The sequence below is a fragment of the Brevibacillus sp. Leaf182 genome (genome assembly GCF_001423865.2).
Lineage (GTDB): Bacteria > Bacillota > Bacilli > Brevibacillales > Brevibacillaceae > Brevibacillus > Brevibacillus brevis_C.
In genome coordinates, this window is the sequence record NZ_LMPN02000037.1 from 734,182 (window position 1) to 750,075 (window position 15,894).

Sequence of the window (15,894 nt, forward strand, 5' to 3'; positions counted from 1 at the left end):
GTTAGTTCACTCCTCCGAAATGAGCTGTCAACGCTTGGATAGCGCCCTGCAAAGTAGATGGCTCATGCGTTCCTTGTGCCGTAAAACCAGAAATGATATCTCGATAGCGAATGGCTGCATCGATTTCCCGGTTGCTTCCTGGCTTGTACGCCCCAATATTGATGAGGTCCTCTGCTTCACGAAACGTAGCCAAATGCTTTTTCAGCTGACGAGCAGCATCCAAATGGTTACTATCGACGATTTCATTCATGACACGACTTACACTCGCCATCACATCAATGGCAGGAAAGTGACCTTTGTGAGCGATTTTTCGGTCAAGAACGATGTGACCGTCCAAAATTCCCCGCGCCGCATCCGCAATCGGATCGTTCATGTCGTCAGAATCAACCAGTACGGTATAAAAGGCTGTAATACTCCCCTTATCCGCTGTTCCTGCGCGCTCCATTAGCTTTGGCAGCATTGCAAACACTGATGGCGTATAACCACGTGTAGCTGGCGGTTCTCCGATTGCCAAGCCCACCTCACGTTGTGCCATGGCAAAGCGCGTGACAGAATCCATCATGAGCATGACATTCATTCCACGATCGCGGAAATATTCCGCGATGGATGTCGCAATCATTGCTCCCTTGATTCGAATCATGGCGGGTTGATCGGAAGTAGCTACGACAACAACAGAGCGCTTTAGTCCTTCTTCCCCAAGATCGCGCTCGATAAACTCCATGACTTCACGTCCGCGTTCTCCAATAAGACCAATGACATTGATATCTGCCGTAGTATTTCGGGCGATCATTCCCATCAATGTACTTTTTCCAACCCCTGATCCAGCGAAGATGCCGACCCGCTGACCTTTCCCAATGGTAAGGAGACCATCTATCGCTCTCACACCTACACTCAATGGCTCTTGAATGCGCGGTCGAAGGATCGGATTTGGCGGCATATTGTTCGTAGGATAAGATGTCAGCCCAAATGGCAGTGAACCTTGGTAGGGTCGGCCCAGTCCATCGAGGATCGAACCCAATATTTCAGGTCCAACTTTTACATCTAGCGAACGTCCTGTCGCGACCACATCACAACCTGGACCAATTTCGGTCAATTCGCCTAAAGGCATTAACAGCACTTTGTTTTCGCGAAAGCCAACGACTTCTGCGATGATCGGTTCCTTTGTGTTAGCCGGATATAGATGGCATATCTCGCCTAATTTCACTTCTGGCCCTTGCGACTCAATAGTGAGTCCAACAACCTGTGTCACTTTGCCATTTACGCGCATCGGATCTAAGCTATGCAGCATGTGCTTGTACTTCGAGAGATCTAGGATGCTCATGGAGCCTCACTTCCTCTGGCAATCGTAAGCAGTGCCTGCCTAATCTCCTCCATTTGTGTATCAATGCGGGCATCAACACTTCCCAAAGCAGTACGGATGACACATCCATCATCTTGTACCGTATAGTCAGGATAAATGGAGAGCTCTGCTTGTCCATCTAGCAATTCCAGAAAACCGGCACGATGTTCGAGCACATATTCGAAGTTCTTATGGTTGACGCACACCGTAATCTCGCCATGAACACGGGAGCGGCGGAGTGCTTTTTTGGTCATCTCCAGGACCTGTTCGGGATGCTGTTGCAATTCCTGTCCAATGATTTTTTTTGCGATTTCCATGCTGAGTTCCACTAGGAAAGGCTCCGCTTCAGCTATAATCTGTTTTTTCTCGGCAAACGCCTGTTCCAAAATGGTTTTCGCTTGGCTGAGTGTAGCAGTTTGCTCCTCGTACGCCTCACGTTTACCCACTTCGAATCCTGCCTCTTGCCCTTCCGCCAATGCTTGCTCTTGTACTTGTTGAAACAGTTGCGCAGCTTCCTGACGCTTTTGTTCCCACCATTCTTCCATCTGAGCAAGCGTCTCTTGTCTTAGTTGTTCTGCTTGTTCCGCAGTTTGCTGCAAGATGTTTTGCGCGGTCTCTTCTGCATCTGAGATGATCGTTTTCGCTTCGATCTCAGCTTGATTTAAAATTTCTTGATTTTCTTGCAACCTTTCGGCAACTTCTTCCGTCTTAAGTGGTACAGGCGTTACCGAGAGGAGAAAAGATTCCTCAGAAGGCCGATAATTGGCGCTTTTGATGATCCTAGACAATGATATCATCTCCTCCACCGCGGGCGATGATGATCTCACCAGCCTCCTCTAAGCGACGGATGATTGCAACGATACGAGATTGTGCCTCTTCGACATCGCGAAGGCGAACTGGGCCCATAAACTCCATTTCTTCTTTGAAGGTATCCGCCATCCGTTTGGACATGTTCCGGAAAATAACTTCCCGAACTTCTTCGCTGGATACTTTGAGAGAAAGTTGCAGATCGGCATTTTCCACATCGCGGATAACGCGCTGAATCGAACGGTTGTCGAGTGTTGCAATATCTTCGAAGACGAACATACGCTTCTTGATTTCTTCTGCCAGCTCTGGATCTTGAATTTCGAGGGAATCCAGAATCGTGCGTTCGGTTCCACGATCGACACCGTTGAGTACAGCCACGATCGCTTCGATCCCGCCTGCCTGGGTGTAATCTTGGGTAACAGTGGCAGAGAGCTTTTGCTCCAATACTTGTTCAACTTGAGCAATTACTTCCGGTGAAGTACTGTCCATAGTCGCAATACGTTTCGCAACCTCTGCTTGACGTTCTTGCGGAAGAGCGGACAGAATCATGGCTGCTTGTTGGGCTTCCAAATAAGAAAGCACCAAAGCTATCGTCTGCGGATGCTCATTTTGGATAAAGTTAAGGATTTGACCTGGATCAGCCTTCCTTGCAAAGTCAAACGGTCGAACTTGAAGGTTTGCCGTCAAGCGATTGATAATATCCATCGCTTTGGTCTCACCCAAAGCTTTTTGCAAAATTTCTTTGGCGTATGTAATCCCGCCTTGTGCAATTACCTCCTTGGCAACTGCTATCTGGTGAAATTCAGATAAAATTTTATCTTTTTCATCCGTATCCACTTTTCGCACATTGGCGATTTCTAATGTCAGTTGCTCGATCTCATCCTCACGCAAATGCTTGAACACCTGGGCAGAAACTTCCGGCCCGAGTGAGATGAGGAGGATAGCTGCTTTTTGTCGTCCTGACAACTCTTTAGCGCCGCGAGCCATACCATTCACTCCTTAATCTTCTGCTAACCAAGTACGAAGCAGAACAACAAACTCATCTGGTTTGCTTCGCGCCAATTTTTCAAGTTGCTTTCTGACCACTACCTGGTCTCCATCTTCTTGGTAAATCAAGTCTGGTATTTCGGCCGCGTTTAACGGTGTCAGCAAGTCTGGCAATTCCTCTTCTTCTTGTTGTTGCTTCGCTTGACTGCGTCTGCGATAAACGAGGAAGGCAACAGCAGCAAGTGCCAGGACTGCAATACCACCAACCGTCCAAAGAACAGCAGGACTTAGTGCACTGGAATCCTCAATCTCAGCTTTTCCTGAGAACTGACGAGGGAGTACAGAGATATGCTTGTCCAACTCAGCATCCGTTAAATCAGAAGCCTGTTCACTTAAAGTGACACGAACAACATTGCGCAACACTTGTTTGATGCTCTCAAGCGTAGCCGCATCCAACGTTCCACCCTCCGGCGGTTCTACACCCACGTTGATTGTGATGTCTTCGATCTTGTACGGGCTTGATGTAACATTTCGCGTGATGCGATTTACTTCACGGTTAATCGTATCATTCAACTCTTCGTATTGACTGTTACTTCCTTGTGGGGTAGCTCCCGGGTAGTTCGTAACTGCATTGTTATTGGTTCCTGCAATTCCCCCTGGAGGCTGACCTTGTCCAGAGAAGGCTTTTGATAATTTTTGAGAAGAAATGATAAGTCCTTCGTTATTCTCTTTGTCAGGTGCCTCGACTATGTTCTCTACGCGATTTTCTTTGTCAAAGTTCATTTTGATGAACGTATGGACGATGACTTTATCGCGTCCCATGATGGTACCCAACAAGTTGTACAGGTTTTGTTGAATTTTCTTTTCAACATCTGCTTTGATTGTTTCCTGTTGCTTAAAGCTACTCAATGTGCCTTCGTTTTCATTGCCTTCGGAACGTTCAAGCGGATTGGAATACTGGTCTGTAATCGCAATCGCTTCCATTGGCAATTTCGGAACGCTTCGGGAAACAAGCAGATAAAGCGAGTTAATTTGCTTTTGATCAAGCGTTGTTCCAGGTTCAACATCGACGATAACGGAAGCCGTCGCTGTATCCGGAGTCTCCGTCACCCAAACGCTTTCCTGCGGCAATGTAATCATCACTTGTGCGGAGCGTACGCCTTTTACACGTTCTAGCATCTTCCGCAGCTCTTGTTGTAAAGCCTCTTTCTTCATGACATCAAATTGACGATCTGTAACTCCAAGGGTACTGGAGAAAATTTCCGCATTAATTCCTGCTTGACTCGGAATACCTTGTGCAGCCAAATCGACAATAACATCTTGTGCCATTTTTTCTGGAACCTCGATACTTGTACCATTCCCCGTGATACGATATGGGATTTGTGAAGCTTCCAACTCTTGCTTGATAGTCCCGATTTCTTGTTCACTCAATTTTTGGTTGTAGAGTGGTTTGTACACCGGCTGAGAAGCGATGTATATGTATAGACCAAGAGAAATCAAGAGGAAGAGCGAAATACCGAGAATCATCCATTTTTGTTTCTTGGAAAATTGGTTCCATTTTGACGTAAACTGGTCTTTGTATACTGCTAAACGTTCGTTCATGTTTCACCTCTCAAAGGATACCAACAACGATCAAATCGACATGCGCATGATTTCTTGATAAGACTCAATCATCTTGTTCCTGACCTGCATAGTCATCTGTAGCATCACGGTAGCTTTTTGACCTGCAACAGTCAATTGGTGCAAGTCGGTGATTTCTCCCGCTGCAAACCTGTCGGCAAGATTCGACGATTCTACTTGCGCCTGATTCACTTTATTCATGGCATCCGATAGAAACGATGAGAATTCTTGGGAAACTTCAGCTGGGGTTGGCTTGTTCACACTCGGTGTACGAATTGGCGTTAGTTGGGAGATTGCACTCATTTCCATTCCTTACTGTCACCCGCTTTACTTGATTTCCAATGCTTTTAGCATCATCGATTTGGAAGCGTTCAATGCTGTCACGTTGGCTTCGTATGATCTTGATGCAGAGATCATGTCCACCATCTCTTTCATCGGGTCGACATTCGGCATCAAGAGATATCCGTCTTGGTCTGCATCTGGATGAGATGGATCAAATACTCGCTTAAACGGTGTATTGTCTTCTTGAATCGCTGTGACCTTCACACCTTGTCCACCTCGACTTCCTGAGACCGTCCCCACGGCTGCTTGCAGGAAGTTATCAAATGTTCCATTTGTTTGAGGTGACAACTCCACCATTTTCCTCCGATATGGCTGCCAGGCGCCATCAACGAAGCTTGCTCGAGTGGTTTCCGCATTTGCAATGTTGGAAGCAATCGTATCCAGTCGCAAGCGGTTAGCTGTTAAGGCAGAAGCACTTGTGTTAATTCCCTGAAACAAGCTCATCCTTATTTACCTCCACCCTCAATTACACTTCGTAGTTTTTGAAAATGTCCTGCTGTCAATTGTGTTAATCCGCTGTACCAAATTTGGTTTTTGGCCAATTCTGTTGTTTCTGTTTCCAAGTCAACATCATTGCCACTGTTCTGAATGAAGTTATTCGGATTGGACACAACCTGTGGTACTGCAACGCCCCCTACATTTCCAAACGGGAGGTGTCGTTGATTGGTCCGATACGCTTCTAACTTGCCATTTCCCGCTCTTGCGTTCAACTCATCTTGCAAAAAGCTCTCAAAGATGACTTGTTGACTTTTGAATTGAGGGGTGTCTATGTTGGCAAGGTTGTTTGCGATCGTTCTATGTCGCAATGTTGCAGCGTCGAGTGATCTCTCCAGGACCTGCAGATGGTAACTATCCAGCATTTTTCCTTCTCCCCCAATATGAGTCAATTCTTTTCCCTAAAACCACCTATATTTCCTGTATTTTCGACACCCTAATACGATTCAATCATAGCAAAATCAATTTGGACAAAAAAGCCCCTTTTCATGACGTTTTTCAAAATGATTCAATGGGACTAAATCCCTTATCTTTCCTGTTTTTTTACTGCATTTTACAAGGAAACCATATTCAAACCATCGCAAATGTCGAAGCATGCATAAAAAATCAATATATAATTTATGGTAATAATGTGTCGTTTCTTGAAAAAACCAGGACTAAAGTCCCATGAAGAAAGGTGCAGCAACATGAGTTGCTACACCTTTTGTTTACTTTCGCGTAACTTTAACAAGGTACATTACGAGGTTTTGAGCTTCTCCAGTTCAGGCAACAGCTTTTCATTCAGTACTTTAATGAAGGTACCTTTCATTCCCAAAGAACGGGATTCGATAACACCCGCACTCTCCAGCTTACGCAGTGCGTTTACAATTACAGAGCGAGTAATGCCTACGCGATCGGCGATTTTGGAGGCTACGAGCAAGCCTTCTTTTCCTTCGAGTTCTTCAAAGATATGCTCAACTGCTTCCAACTCACTATAAGAGAGGGAACCAATTGCCATTTGTACAACCGCTTTGCTGCGCGCTTCTTCTTCGATTGCTTCAGAACGCTCGCGCAAGATTTCCATACCTACTACAGTTGCCCCTACTTCTGCGAGGATCAGGTCATCATCGACAAATTGATCGTTAATGCGACCCAAAATCAGCGTACCGAGACGATCTCCTCCACCCATGATCGGAACAAGCGTCGTCCAACCTGTGCGGAATACTTCTTTCATTTCTACTGGGAAAATGGTGTATGGGCTATCTACATCCAGGTTCGCAGATGTTTCATCTACTTTCAGTAACCCCATGCTGTACTCTTCTGGAAAACGGCGCTCTTCCAGCATTTTGCGCATACGGCTGTTATCCATCTCTTGATGAATCGCATAGCCGAGAAGTTTTCCTTTGCGGCTTACAACATAAGTATTTGCTTCAATAACGTCACTCAAAACTTGAGACATTTCATTGAAGTTCACGGCATGACCCGCGGATTTTTGCAACATGCGGTTAATTCTTCTTGTTTTTGACAGTAGATCCATCTGTATTTCCTCCTAATTATATGTGCTGCCTATCCAATGTTTATAAAATATATTGACTCAAGTCTTTGTTCCCCGCGATTGTACCTAATTTCTGTTGGACATAATCGGGGGTAATCTGTACAACTTCTAGGTGGATTTCTGGGGCTTCAAAAGAGAGATCCTCCAGTAGCTTCTCCAATATGGTGTGCAAACGTCTAGCACCAATGTTATCTGTGCTCTGATTGACCTCAGCAGCGAGACGAGCGAGTTCCTGAATGGCTTCTGGTGTAAATTCAACACGCACACCTTCTGTTTCCAAGAGGGCCACGTACTGCTTAAGCAACGCGTTTTTAGGCTCAGTCAAAATTCGGACAAAATCTTCAACGCGCAAGCTAGTCAGTTCAACCCGAATCGGAAAACGGCCTTGTAATTCAGGAATTAAATCTGATGGCTTTGCCATGTGAAAAGCACCAGCTGCGATAAACAGAACATAATCTGTTTTGACAGGACCGTACTTGGTCATAACAGTTGAGCCTTCCACAATCGGTAAAATATCACGCTGGACCCCTTCACGGGATACATCCGGGCCACGCCCATCCTTACCCGCAATCTTGTCAATTTCGTCAATGAAGATAATACCGTGTTGTTCAGCTCGACGAATAGACTCCTGCGTAACTTCGTCCATATCCACCAGTTTTTGCGCTTCCTGCTGAATTAATACCTTTCGCGCATCTTTTATTCGCAATTTTCGTTTCTTCATCCGCTTAGGCATCAGGCTACCGAGCATATCCTGCATTTGCATCCCCATTTGTTCTGTACCCGGAACCTGGAACATGTCAAACATCGAAGGTGATTGATCTTCGACTTCAATCTCAATCATTTGCTCTTCTAACTGGCCATTCGTCAATTGCCACATGATTTGTCTACGTTGCTGCTGGATCGACACTTCTTCTTGATCAGAGGTATCCTGCTGCTGTTGCTGCTGTCCACCGAAGAACATCTCCAACGGATTTTTGAACGAGTTCGACTGCTTGCGAGATGGGACGAGTACGTTCACAATCGCTTCATTCGCAAGCTTCTCGGCTTTCTCTTTCACCGACTCTACTTTTTCCTGTTTGACCGTACGGATAGAAGCTTCCACCAGATCACGGACCATCGATTCTACATCTCGTCCTACATAACCGACTTCCGTAAACTTCGTTGCTTCTACTTTAATAAAAGGAGCACCTGTCAGTTTGGCAATCCGACGTGCAATTTCCGTTTTTCCAACACCAGTAGGTCCGATCATTAAGATGTTTTTTGGAACAACCTCTTCAATCATTTGCTCTGGCAAACGACTGCGACGATAGCGGTTGCGAAGCGCTACAGCAATGGCTTTCTTGGCTTGTGCCTGCCCGACAATGTATTTATCCAAATGCTCTACGATCTTACGCGGGGTTAATTGCTCAAGATTCAGCACAGTAGGTTCCTCCCTTTCGCTCAATTCAACTCATCCACAACAAGATTGTTGTTTGTGAACACGCAAATTTCAGCAGCGGTACGAAGCGATGCTTCCGCAATTTCACGTGCGCCGAGATGAGGCGCATATGTCTTCAATGCACGACCTGCTGCAAGGGCAAAGCTACCGCCAGAACCAATTGCAAGAATCCCATCATCAGGCTCAATGATTTCGCCATTTCCGGAGATAAGCAACAAATGCTCCTTATTGGCAACAATCATCATTGCTTCCAAACGACGCAAAATTTTATCCATGCGCCACTCTTTCGCCAGCTCTACAGCAGCACGCTGCAGATTGCCGTGATACTCCTCCAGCTTTCCTTCAAACTTCTCAAAAAGCGTAATAGCATCAGCAACAGAGCCAGCGAATCCTGCTAAAACTTCGCCGCGATATAGACGTCTTACTTTTTTGGCACCGTGCTTCATTACCATGCTGTTGCCAAAAGTAACCTGACCATCTCCGGCCATCGCTACAGACCCATTGTGCTGTACAGCAAATATGGTTGTTGCGTGAAACTGTTCCATCACTGATTCCTCCCGTTATGTCCGATTGGCGGAACCTGTATTGCCCGGGTTTGCTCGTGGGTGAGCGGTGTCATATACATGCCGAAGTCGCTCTTTGGTCACATGGGTGTACACCTGTGTCGTCGAAACATTGACGTGTCCCAGTAATTCTTGCACGGTACGCAAATCAGCACCGCCGTTCAACATATGGGTCGCAAACGTATGACGAAAGGTATGTGGTGAAACCCGCAATTGAAGAGCGTACGTATCTACGTATTTGTCTACAATCCGACGAACACTGCGGTCGGATAACGGTTCTCCCCGATAGTTAACCAGCAAATTGCCGTGTTCTACTTTTCCAGCCAACAGTTTTTCTCTTCCATATTCTAGGTATTGCCGAAGAACGTCGCAGGCATAACTACCAACCGGCACATACCGTTCTTTCGCTCCTTTTCCATAAACCAAGGCGACTCCCATGCTCGGATTCACATCATTCACAGATAAAGTGGTAAGCTCCGTAACACGCATGCCGCTTGCATACAACAGTTCAAAAATCAGCCGATCACGAATTCCCAATGGAGTGGTGGTATCAGGCAGATCGAAAAAAGCTTGAACTTCTTGCGGATATAAAAAGGAAGGAAGTTTCTTCTCCATTTTGGGAGTGGAGACTAGTTGAAATGGATTCTGTTCCAGTTGACCTTCACGCAACAGAAATCGGTACAAGCTACGCAAACTGGATAGCTTGCGGGCAATACTTCGCCGGGAAAGCCCCCTGCCAGCCAATTGCGCGAGAAAGGAGCGACCATGCAAATAAGAAACAGCAGCAAATACGGTGATTTGGTGCTGTTCCATAAAGGAGACAAATTCGCTGATATCTGCCACATACTGCTTCACCGTATGAGGAGAGGCGTTTTTTTCAACTCGCAAATAGCGGGTAAACATCTCAATATCCGCAGAATTTTGTTGCGAAATGTCCATACGGGATGCACCCTCCTCGAAGCACCTATATAGTAACACAGACGAAAATCGGATATCAATGTTAATTGTGTCGTTCTTGTGTAAAATTCTGAATTGTATCTAGCGCCCGCTCAGCGAGCTTTTCATTTTTCAAACGCTTGTCTCGGATTCTTTCTGGCCATTCCGGTACCAACCCGAAGTTTGCGTTCATCGGTTGGAAATGCTTTGGATCTGCCGTTGTAATATAACGAGCCATACTGCCCATAATTGTTTCTGGCGGAAGCTCGATCAATTCTTCCCCTTTTGCGAGTCGGGCTGCATTTATCCCCGCAAGCAAGCCAGATGCCGCTGATTCTACATATCCTTCTACTCCAGTCATTTGACCAGCAAAGAAAAGTGTTTCCCGGTCTTTATACTGGTACGTAGGCTTCAGCAGTTTTGGCGAGTTGATAAAGGTGTTGCGGTGCATCACACCATAACGGACGATTTCGCAGTTTTCCAACCCAGGAATGAGTGAAAAGACTCTTTTTTGATCCGGCCATTTCAAATGAGTCTGGAAACCTACGATGTTATACAACGTCGCAGCACTATTGTCCTGACGAAGCTGTACAACCGCGTAAGACTTTTTACCTGTCCGCGGATCAACTAGGCCCACTGGCTTCATGGGACCAAATGTCATGGTTTTGTGACCACGCTTTGCCAATACTTCAATCGGCATGCAGCCTTCGAAGAAGATTTCCTTTTCAAATTCCTTCAATGGAACTGTTTCCGCAGAGATCAGCGCATCATAGAAGCGATTGAACTCCTCTTCTGTCATCGGGCAGTTCAGGTAGGCTGCTTCACCTTTATCATATCTGGAAGCAACGAATACCTTGTTCATATCAATCGAGTCTTTCTCGATAATGGGCGCAGCCGCATCATAGAAGTATAGATATTCTTCACCCGTCAGCTCTTTTAACTTGGTAGACAAAGCGGGAGAAGTAAGTGGCCCCGTCGCAATTACGACAATCCCATCTGGAATTTCGGTAATCTCATCCGAAATGACCTCCACCAATGGATGATTACGAACTGCATCTGTAACATGAGCCGCGAACTCGTGTCTGTCTACGGCAAGCGCGCCTCCTGCTGGAACCGCGCAACGATCTGCCGCATCGATGATGACAGAGTTCAGTCGACGCATTTCTTCTTTTAATACACCCACTGCATTTGTCAACGTGTTAGCACGCAATGAATTACTGCATACCAACTCTGCAAATTTATCGGTATGGTGTGCAGGCGTTTGTGTCTTCGGTCTCATTTCATACAGCTTTACTTTTACACCCGCCTGCGCGATTTGCCATGCTGCCTCACTACCAGCGAGACCAGCGCCCACTACTGTAATTGTTGGTTGTGACATGCTGTTAATCCTCCAAACTACAAAATCGAATCAAGCTGCTTAGGAGTCTGCTTCTTCTTGATAATCACACTTGGTGCAAACAATGCTAACTCCTTGCTTCTTGCGCTTTTTCTCTACGAGCATGCTGGAGCATTTGGGACAAGGTCTGGCAATCGGTTTGTCCCACGATACAAAATCGCACTCCGGATATTGATTGCATCCGTAAAAAATACGACTCTTCTTAGATTTACGTTCGATAATCTCTCCGGTTTCACACTGCGGACACTTTACGCCGATTTCTTTTACAATCGGCTTCGTATTACGGCAATCCGGGAACCCGGAACAGGCTAAAAACTTGCCGAATCGACCAAGCTTATATACCATCACACGGCCGCAAAGCTCGCATGATTCATCTGATTCTTCGACTTTCAGCTCTACTTCTTTCATTTCTTCTTCTGCAACAACAACACGCTTTGCAAAGTCTTGATAAAAATCGTCCAGCACCTGCACCCAATTGGTGGTTCCTGCTTCGACGTTATCCAAGCCCGATTCCATATGCGCTGTGAATTCTACGTTGAGGATCTCCGGGAAAAACTCCTCGACAAGCGTGATCACAATCTCGCCCAACTCAGTCGGGACAAATCGCTTCTCCTCTAACGCCACATAGCCCCGTTTTTGAATGGTTTCTAATGTAGGCGCATAGGTAGACGGACGTCCAATTCCCATCTCTTCCATCGTTTTAAGCATGCGGGCTTCGGAGAATCGAGGCGGTGGCTGTGTAAAGTGCTGACTCGGCTCGATTTCTTTTTGTTCAAGGATTTGTCCTTCTTCAATAGGCGGAAGGAAGCTTTCTTCTTCTGTGCCATCATCGTTTCCTTCAATATATACCTTCATAAATCCAGGGAACTTCACTTTTGATCCTGTAGCTCTGAAGGTAACTCCACCTGCGTCAATATCTACGCTCATCGTGTCAAGAACAGCAGATGACATTTGACTGGCAAGGAAACGCTCCCAGATTAATCGATACAAGCGTAATTGATCTCTCGACAAGTATTCCTTGATTTCTTCTGGTGTACGCATCACACCTGTTGGACGAATCGCTTCGTGAGCATCTTGGGCATTTTCGTTTTTCGCCTGATTGCGTGGCTCAGACAACACATAGTCTGGACCATACTTCTCAAGTATGTATTCTTTTGCTTCATTCTGTGCAGTTACAGATAGGCGAGTAGAGTCTGTACGCATATAGGTAATCAAACCAACTGCGCCTTCTTTATTGCCAACGTCGATCCCCTCATAGAGTTCTTGAGCAATTCGCATGGTCTTAGAAGTGCGGAAATTCAGCTTACGCGCTGCCTCTTGTTGTAAAGAACTCGTGATAAAAGGAGGTGCAGGATTGCGCTTGCGTTCACGCTTGGTTACCTTTTGTACCACATATGGCTTGTTCTTCATTTGTTTTAATACCGCTGCTACATCATCTTCCGAATGGAGCTCCACCTTTTCATCGCCATAACCATAGAACTTCGCGTTAATTTCTTTACCGTCGCTGATCAATGTGCTCGCAATTGTCCAATACTCTTCGGGGATAAATTCTTGGATCTCCCGCTCACGATCCATGATAAGCTTTACCGCAACCGATTGAACACGTCCAGCACTCAAGCCTTTCCGAACCTTTTTCCATAGAATTGGACTAATATTGTAGCCAACGAGCCTGTCGAGAATACGACGTGCCTGTTGAGCATTTACCAAGTCCATGTTTATGTGTCGTGGATGCTTGAACGCTTCTTTGATCGCATCTTTGGTAATCTCATTAAATACCACACGAAGCGGCTGATTCAAATCGAGCCCCAAGTATTGTGCCAAATGCCAAGCAATTGCCTCCCCTTCGCGATCCGGGTCGGCTGCGAGATATACTTTTTTTACTTTTTTAGCGGCATCTTTTAAGCCCTTCAATACATCGCCTTTGCCGCGAATGGTTATGTATTTGGGTTCAAAATTACGCGTAACGTCTACACCCATTTGGCTTTTCGGCAAATCGCGTACATGCCCAATAGACGCTTTCACGATATATTTACTACCCAGGTATTTTCCAATGGTCTTGGCCTTCGTAGGGGATTCTACGATTACTAGCGTATCAGCCATTTTTTTCCTCCCCTTTTAGTAAGGAATCTTCCCTATTATTAAATACCCTCATCCGGTTTGTCAAACACTTGTACGTCTAGACTTTGCCAAATATCTGGAAAAAATGCTAGCGACGAGCAAAATAACCTCCCGGAAGTGCTACGATGGCCCCTTTTGCTTCCAAACGAATGACCAGCTGATGTAGCATCCTGCGTTGGTCTTTTTCTAAGCTACTCATTAACTCATCCAGATGAATCCCGTCATATGTTACGGCTTCTACAATTGCTTTTTCTTCATTAGATAAGGGAATTACATCGTTTGCATCACTTTTTTCGAACTGCTGCTTCTGCTCAGCTTCTGGAAGATGATGTTTGATTTCCTCCCATATATCGCTACTGCACGTTACTAACTTTGCACCTTGTTTGATCAAGTTATGCGGTCCCGCACTCATCAATGAAAAAATCGGACCAGGAATCGCAAAAACTTCCTTGCCCTGCTCAAGTGCACAGTCTGCCGTAATCAAAGATCCGCTTTTTTCTGCTGCTTCCACCACTAATACACCGATAGAAAGACCACTTATGATACGATTTCGCTCTGGAAATAATCCAGAAACAGGTGGAATATGAGGAGGATATTCGCTGAGAAGTAGGCCAAAAGATTCAATTTCACGATAAAGTTCTCGATGCCGAGTAGGATAAACGTGATTCATTCCGCATCCGAGCACACCAATGGTCTTACCGCCTGCTTTCAAGGTAGCTTGGTGAGCTTCCGCATCAATTCCATACGCTACCCCCGAGACGATGACAAGGCCTGCTTGCACCAGCTCTCGGACAAAAAAGCTACAGCTCGCTCTTCCATATGGTGTCGGTTTACGCGAACCAACGACGCCAATGGACAACTTTTCCAATAATGTGTGATCGCCACGATAAAACAACGTCCATGGAGAATCGGGGATATTGCGGAGTGATACAGGATAAGCATCGTCAAAAGGACATAAGAAGCGCGTTCCCTCTTCTTCACGCTTTTCCAATAGTGCCATAGCCGCAGCTTCATTACTTTGCTTGTCAACCTGCCCAGTTATCAAGGAAGTCAATCTGAGCCCATGTGCTAGTTCATGCCAATTTTCAATGGCAACCTGAAAAGAACCTGTGATTTCAAAAATTTCACGAATTTTCTTCCTTCCCAAACCCGATATCATCGTTAACACATACAGCCAGTCTCTCTCGTCGAGCTTCGCCTTTCCCATTCCGAAATCCTCCTTCATCCCGATCAAACTTGTCACAACGGACGGCTTTGAAAGCTATTCTATCGAAAGAAAGAGGCTGCTTCAAAAATAAAAAAGTGGACAAGCCTGAGCCTGTCCACTTCTGTCTTATTCGCTTACTTGCCCATTACTTTCTCGAGCATACCGCGCTCTTTCAGCAATTCAACAAGTGTTTCACCGATGACTGCAGGTGTTTTCGCTACGCGAATACCGCATTCTTCGAGCTTTGCGATTTTCTCAGCAGCTGTACCTTTACCGCCAGAGATGATCGCACCAGCGTGGCCCATACGTTTTCCTTCAGGAGCAGTTTGTCCCCCGATGAAGCCTACAACTGGTTTTTTCATGTTAGCAGCGATCCACTCTGCTGCTTCTTCTTCCGCAGTACCACCGATTTCACCCAGCATGATAACTGCTTCTGTGTCTGGATCTTCGTTGAACATTTTCAGTACATCGATGAACTCCATACCTTTTACTGGGTCTCCACCGATACCTACAGCCGTGGATTGACCCAGGCCGCGAGTAGAAGTTTGGTGAACTGCTTCATAAGTCAAGGTACCGGAGCGGGATACGATACCCACTTTACCTGGAACGTGGATGTAACCAGGCATGATACCGATTTTGCACTCACCTGGAGTAATTACGCCAGGGCAGTTAGGGCCTACGAGAAGGGTTTTCTTGCCTTCCATGTAGCGCTTAACTTTTACCATGTCCAGAACTGGGATACCTTCTGTGATGCAGATTACCAGATCCAGTTCAGCGTCAACTGCTTCCATGATGGCATCAGCAGCGAAAGGAGGAGCAACGTAGATAACGGATGCTGTTGCACCAGTTGCTTCAACCGCTTCTTTTACTGTGTTGAAAATTGGAATACCGTCAACTTCGGTTCCACCTTTACCAGGTGTTACACCGCCCACCATTTGTGTACCGTATTCAACGGCTCCGCGAGTGTGGAACAGACCAGTTGCACCCGTAATCCCTTGCGTAATTACTTTTGTATTTTTATTAACGAGAATACTCATCGCGTAATTTTCCCACCTTTTTTAACGTGTAGGAATTTATAAGCACTAGCTTATAAATTTCCGGAGCGCATGAAA

At 45.9% G+C, this 15,894-nt stretch carries 15 protein-coding genes; all 15 read right to left on the reverse strand.

The window, feature by feature from the left end; translation table 11 throughout:
- Position 1: 1 nt before the first annotated feature.
- Positions 2-1,321, reverse strand: a complete 1,320-nt coding sequence (gene fliI / locus ASG16_RS30365) for a flagellar protein export ATPase FliI (protein WP_048033456.1) — start codon at positions 1,319-1,321, stop codon at positions 2-4.
- Positions 1,318-2,136, reverse strand: a complete 819-nt coding sequence (locus ASG16_RS30370) for a FliH/SctL family protein (RefSeq protein WP_056488417.1) — start codon at positions 2,134-2,136, stop codon at positions 1,318-1,320. The genes fliI and ASG16_RS30370 overlap by 4 nt, the downstream gene beginning before the upstream one ends.
- Complete coding sequence (fliG, locus tag ASG16_RS30375; protein WP_007719331.1) at positions 2,120-3,133, reverse strand: flagellar motor switch protein FliG; 1,014 nt, start codon at positions 3,131-3,133, stop codon at positions 2,120-2,122. The genes ASG16_RS30370 and fliG overlap by 17 nt, the downstream gene beginning before the upstream one ends.
- Positions 3,134-3,145: 12 nt before the next feature.
- Positions 3,146-4,735, reverse strand: a complete 1,590-nt coding sequence (gene fliF, locus ASG16_RS30380; protein ID WP_056488421.1) for a flagellar basal-body MS-ring/collar protein FliF — start codon at positions 4,733-4,735, stop codon at positions 3,146-3,148.
- A 30-nt stretch (positions 4,736-4,765) separates the two neighbouring features.
- Positions 4,766-5,062: a flagellar hook-basal body complex protein FliE gene (gene fliE, locus ASG16_RS30385; protein WP_048033459.1), complete on the reverse strand. Its 297-nt coding sequence runs from the start codon at positions 5,060-5,062 to the stop codon at positions 4,766-4,768.
- 18 nt (positions 5,063-5,080) lie between these two features.
- On the reverse strand, positions 5,081-5,539 hold the full coding sequence (gene flgC, locus ASG16_RS30390) for a flagellar basal body rod protein FlgC (RefSeq protein WP_056488425.1): 459 nt from the start codon (positions 5,537-5,539) through the stop codon (positions 5,081-5,083).
- 2 nt (positions 5,540-5,541) lie between these two features.
- Positions 5,542-5,955: a flagellar basal body rod protein FlgB gene (gene flgB, locus ASG16_RS30395; RefSeq protein ID WP_017249334.1), complete on the reverse strand. Its 414-nt coding sequence runs from the start codon at positions 5,953-5,955 to the stop codon at positions 5,542-5,544.
- A gap of 371 nt (positions 5,956-6,326) precedes the next feature.
- Complete coding sequence (gene codY / locus ASG16_RS30400; RefSeq protein WP_048033461.1) at positions 6,327-7,106, reverse strand: GTP-sensing pleiotropic transcriptional regulator CodY; 780 nt, start codon at positions 7,104-7,106, stop codon at positions 6,327-6,329.
- Between the two features lie 40 nt (positions 7,107-7,146).
- Positions 7,147-8,544, reverse strand: a complete 1,398-nt coding sequence (gene hslU / locus ASG16_RS30405) for an ATP-dependent protease ATPase subunit HslU (protein ID WP_304650854.1) — start codon at positions 8,542-8,544, stop codon at positions 7,147-7,149.
- Positions 8,545-8,564: 20 nt separating this feature from the next.
- Positions 8,565-9,107: an ATP-dependent protease subunit HslV gene (gene hslV / locus ASG16_RS30410; RefSeq protein ID WP_015891764.1), complete on the reverse strand. Its 543-nt coding sequence runs from the start codon at positions 9,105-9,107 to the stop codon at positions 8,565-8,567.
- A 15-nt stretch (positions 9,108-9,122) separates the two neighbouring features.
- Complete coding sequence (xerC, locus tag ASG16_RS30415) at positions 9,123-10,064, reverse strand: tyrosine recombinase XerC (RefSeq protein WP_047067930.1); 942 nt, start codon at positions 10,062-10,064, stop codon at positions 9,123-9,125.
- 61 nt (positions 10,065-10,125) lie between these two features.
- Positions 10,126-11,439 (reverse strand): FADH(2)-oxidizing methylenetetrahydrofolate--tRNA-(uracil(54)-C(5))-methyltransferase TrmFO, encoded by a 1,314-nt coding sequence (trmFO, locus tag ASG16_RS30420; RefSeq protein ID WP_056488428.1) that lies wholly within the window; start codon positions 11,437-11,439, stop codon positions 10,126-10,128.
- Between the two features lie 39 nt (positions 11,440-11,478).
- Entirely contained in the window at positions 11,479-13,557 is a 2,079-nt protein-coding gene (gene topA, locus ASG16_RS30425) for a type I DNA topoisomerase (RefSeq protein WP_056488431.1), read from the reverse strand.
- A 106-nt stretch (positions 13,558-13,663) separates the two neighbouring features.
- A complete protein-coding gene (dprA, locus tag ASG16_RS30430) occupies positions 13,664-14,782 on the reverse strand; it encodes a DNA-processing protein DprA (protein ID WP_056488434.1) in 1,119 nt (372 codons plus the stop codon).
- Between the two features lie 134 nt (positions 14,783-14,916).
- A complete protein-coding gene (gene sucD, locus ASG16_RS30435; protein WP_015891769.1) occupies positions 14,917-15,819 on the reverse strand; it encodes a succinate--CoA ligase subunit alpha in 903 nt (300 codons plus the stop codon).
- Positions 15,820-15,894: the final 75 nt, after the last annotated feature.

Bases quoted from the DNA above. Each gene is read 5' to 3' on its own strand.
- fliI (WP_048033456.1), bottom strand. From the start codon at position 1,321: ATGAGCATCCTAGATCTCTCGAAGTACAAGCACATGCTGCATAGCTTA.
- ASG16_RS30370 (WP_056488417.1), bottom strand. From the start codon at position 2,136: ATGATATCATTGTCTAGGATCATCAAAAGCGCCAATTATCGGCCTTCT.
- fliG (WP_007719331.1), bottom strand. From the start codon at position 3,133: ATGGCTCGCGGCGCTAAAGAGTTGTCAGGACGACAAAAAGCAGCTATC.
- fliF (WP_056488421.1), bottom strand. From the start codon at position 4,735: ATGAACGAACGTTTAGCAGTATACAAAGACCAGTTTACGTCAAAATGG.
- fliE (WP_048033459.1), bottom strand. From the start codon at position 5,062: ATGGAAATGAGTGCAATCTCCCAACTAACGCCAATTCGTACACCGAGT.
- flgC (WP_056488425.1), bottom strand. From the start codon at position 5,539: ATGAGCTTGTTTCAGGGAATTAACACAAGTGCTTCTGCCTTAACAGCT.
- flgB (WP_017249334.1), bottom strand. From the start codon at position 5,955: ATGCTGGATAGTTACCATCTGCAGGTCCTGGAGAGATCACTCGACGCT.
- codY (WP_048033461.1), bottom strand. From the start codon at position 7,106: ATGGATCTACTGTCAAAAACAAGAAGAATTAACCGCATGTTGCAAAAA.
- hslV (WP_015891764.1), bottom strand. From the start codon at position 9,107: ATGGAACAGTTTCACGCAACAACCATATTTGCTGTACAGCACAATGGG.
- xerC (WP_047067930.1), bottom strand. From the start codon at position 10,064: ATGGACATTTCGCAACAAAATTCTGCGGATATTGAGATGTTTACCCGC.
- trmFO (WP_056488428.1), bottom strand. From the start codon at position 11,439: ATGTCACAACCAACAATTACAGTAGTGGGCGCTGGTCTCGCTGGTAGT.
- topA (WP_056488431.1), bottom strand. From the start codon at position 13,557: ATGGCTGATACGCTAGTAATCGTAGAATCCCCTACGAAGGCCAAGACC.
- dprA (WP_056488434.1), bottom strand. From the start codon at position 14,782: ATGGGAAAGGCGAAGCTCGACGAGAGAGACTGGCTGTATGTGTTAACG.
- sucD (WP_015891769.1), bottom strand. From the start codon at position 15,819: ATGAGTATTCTCGTTAATAAAAATACAAAAGTAATTACGCAAGGGATT.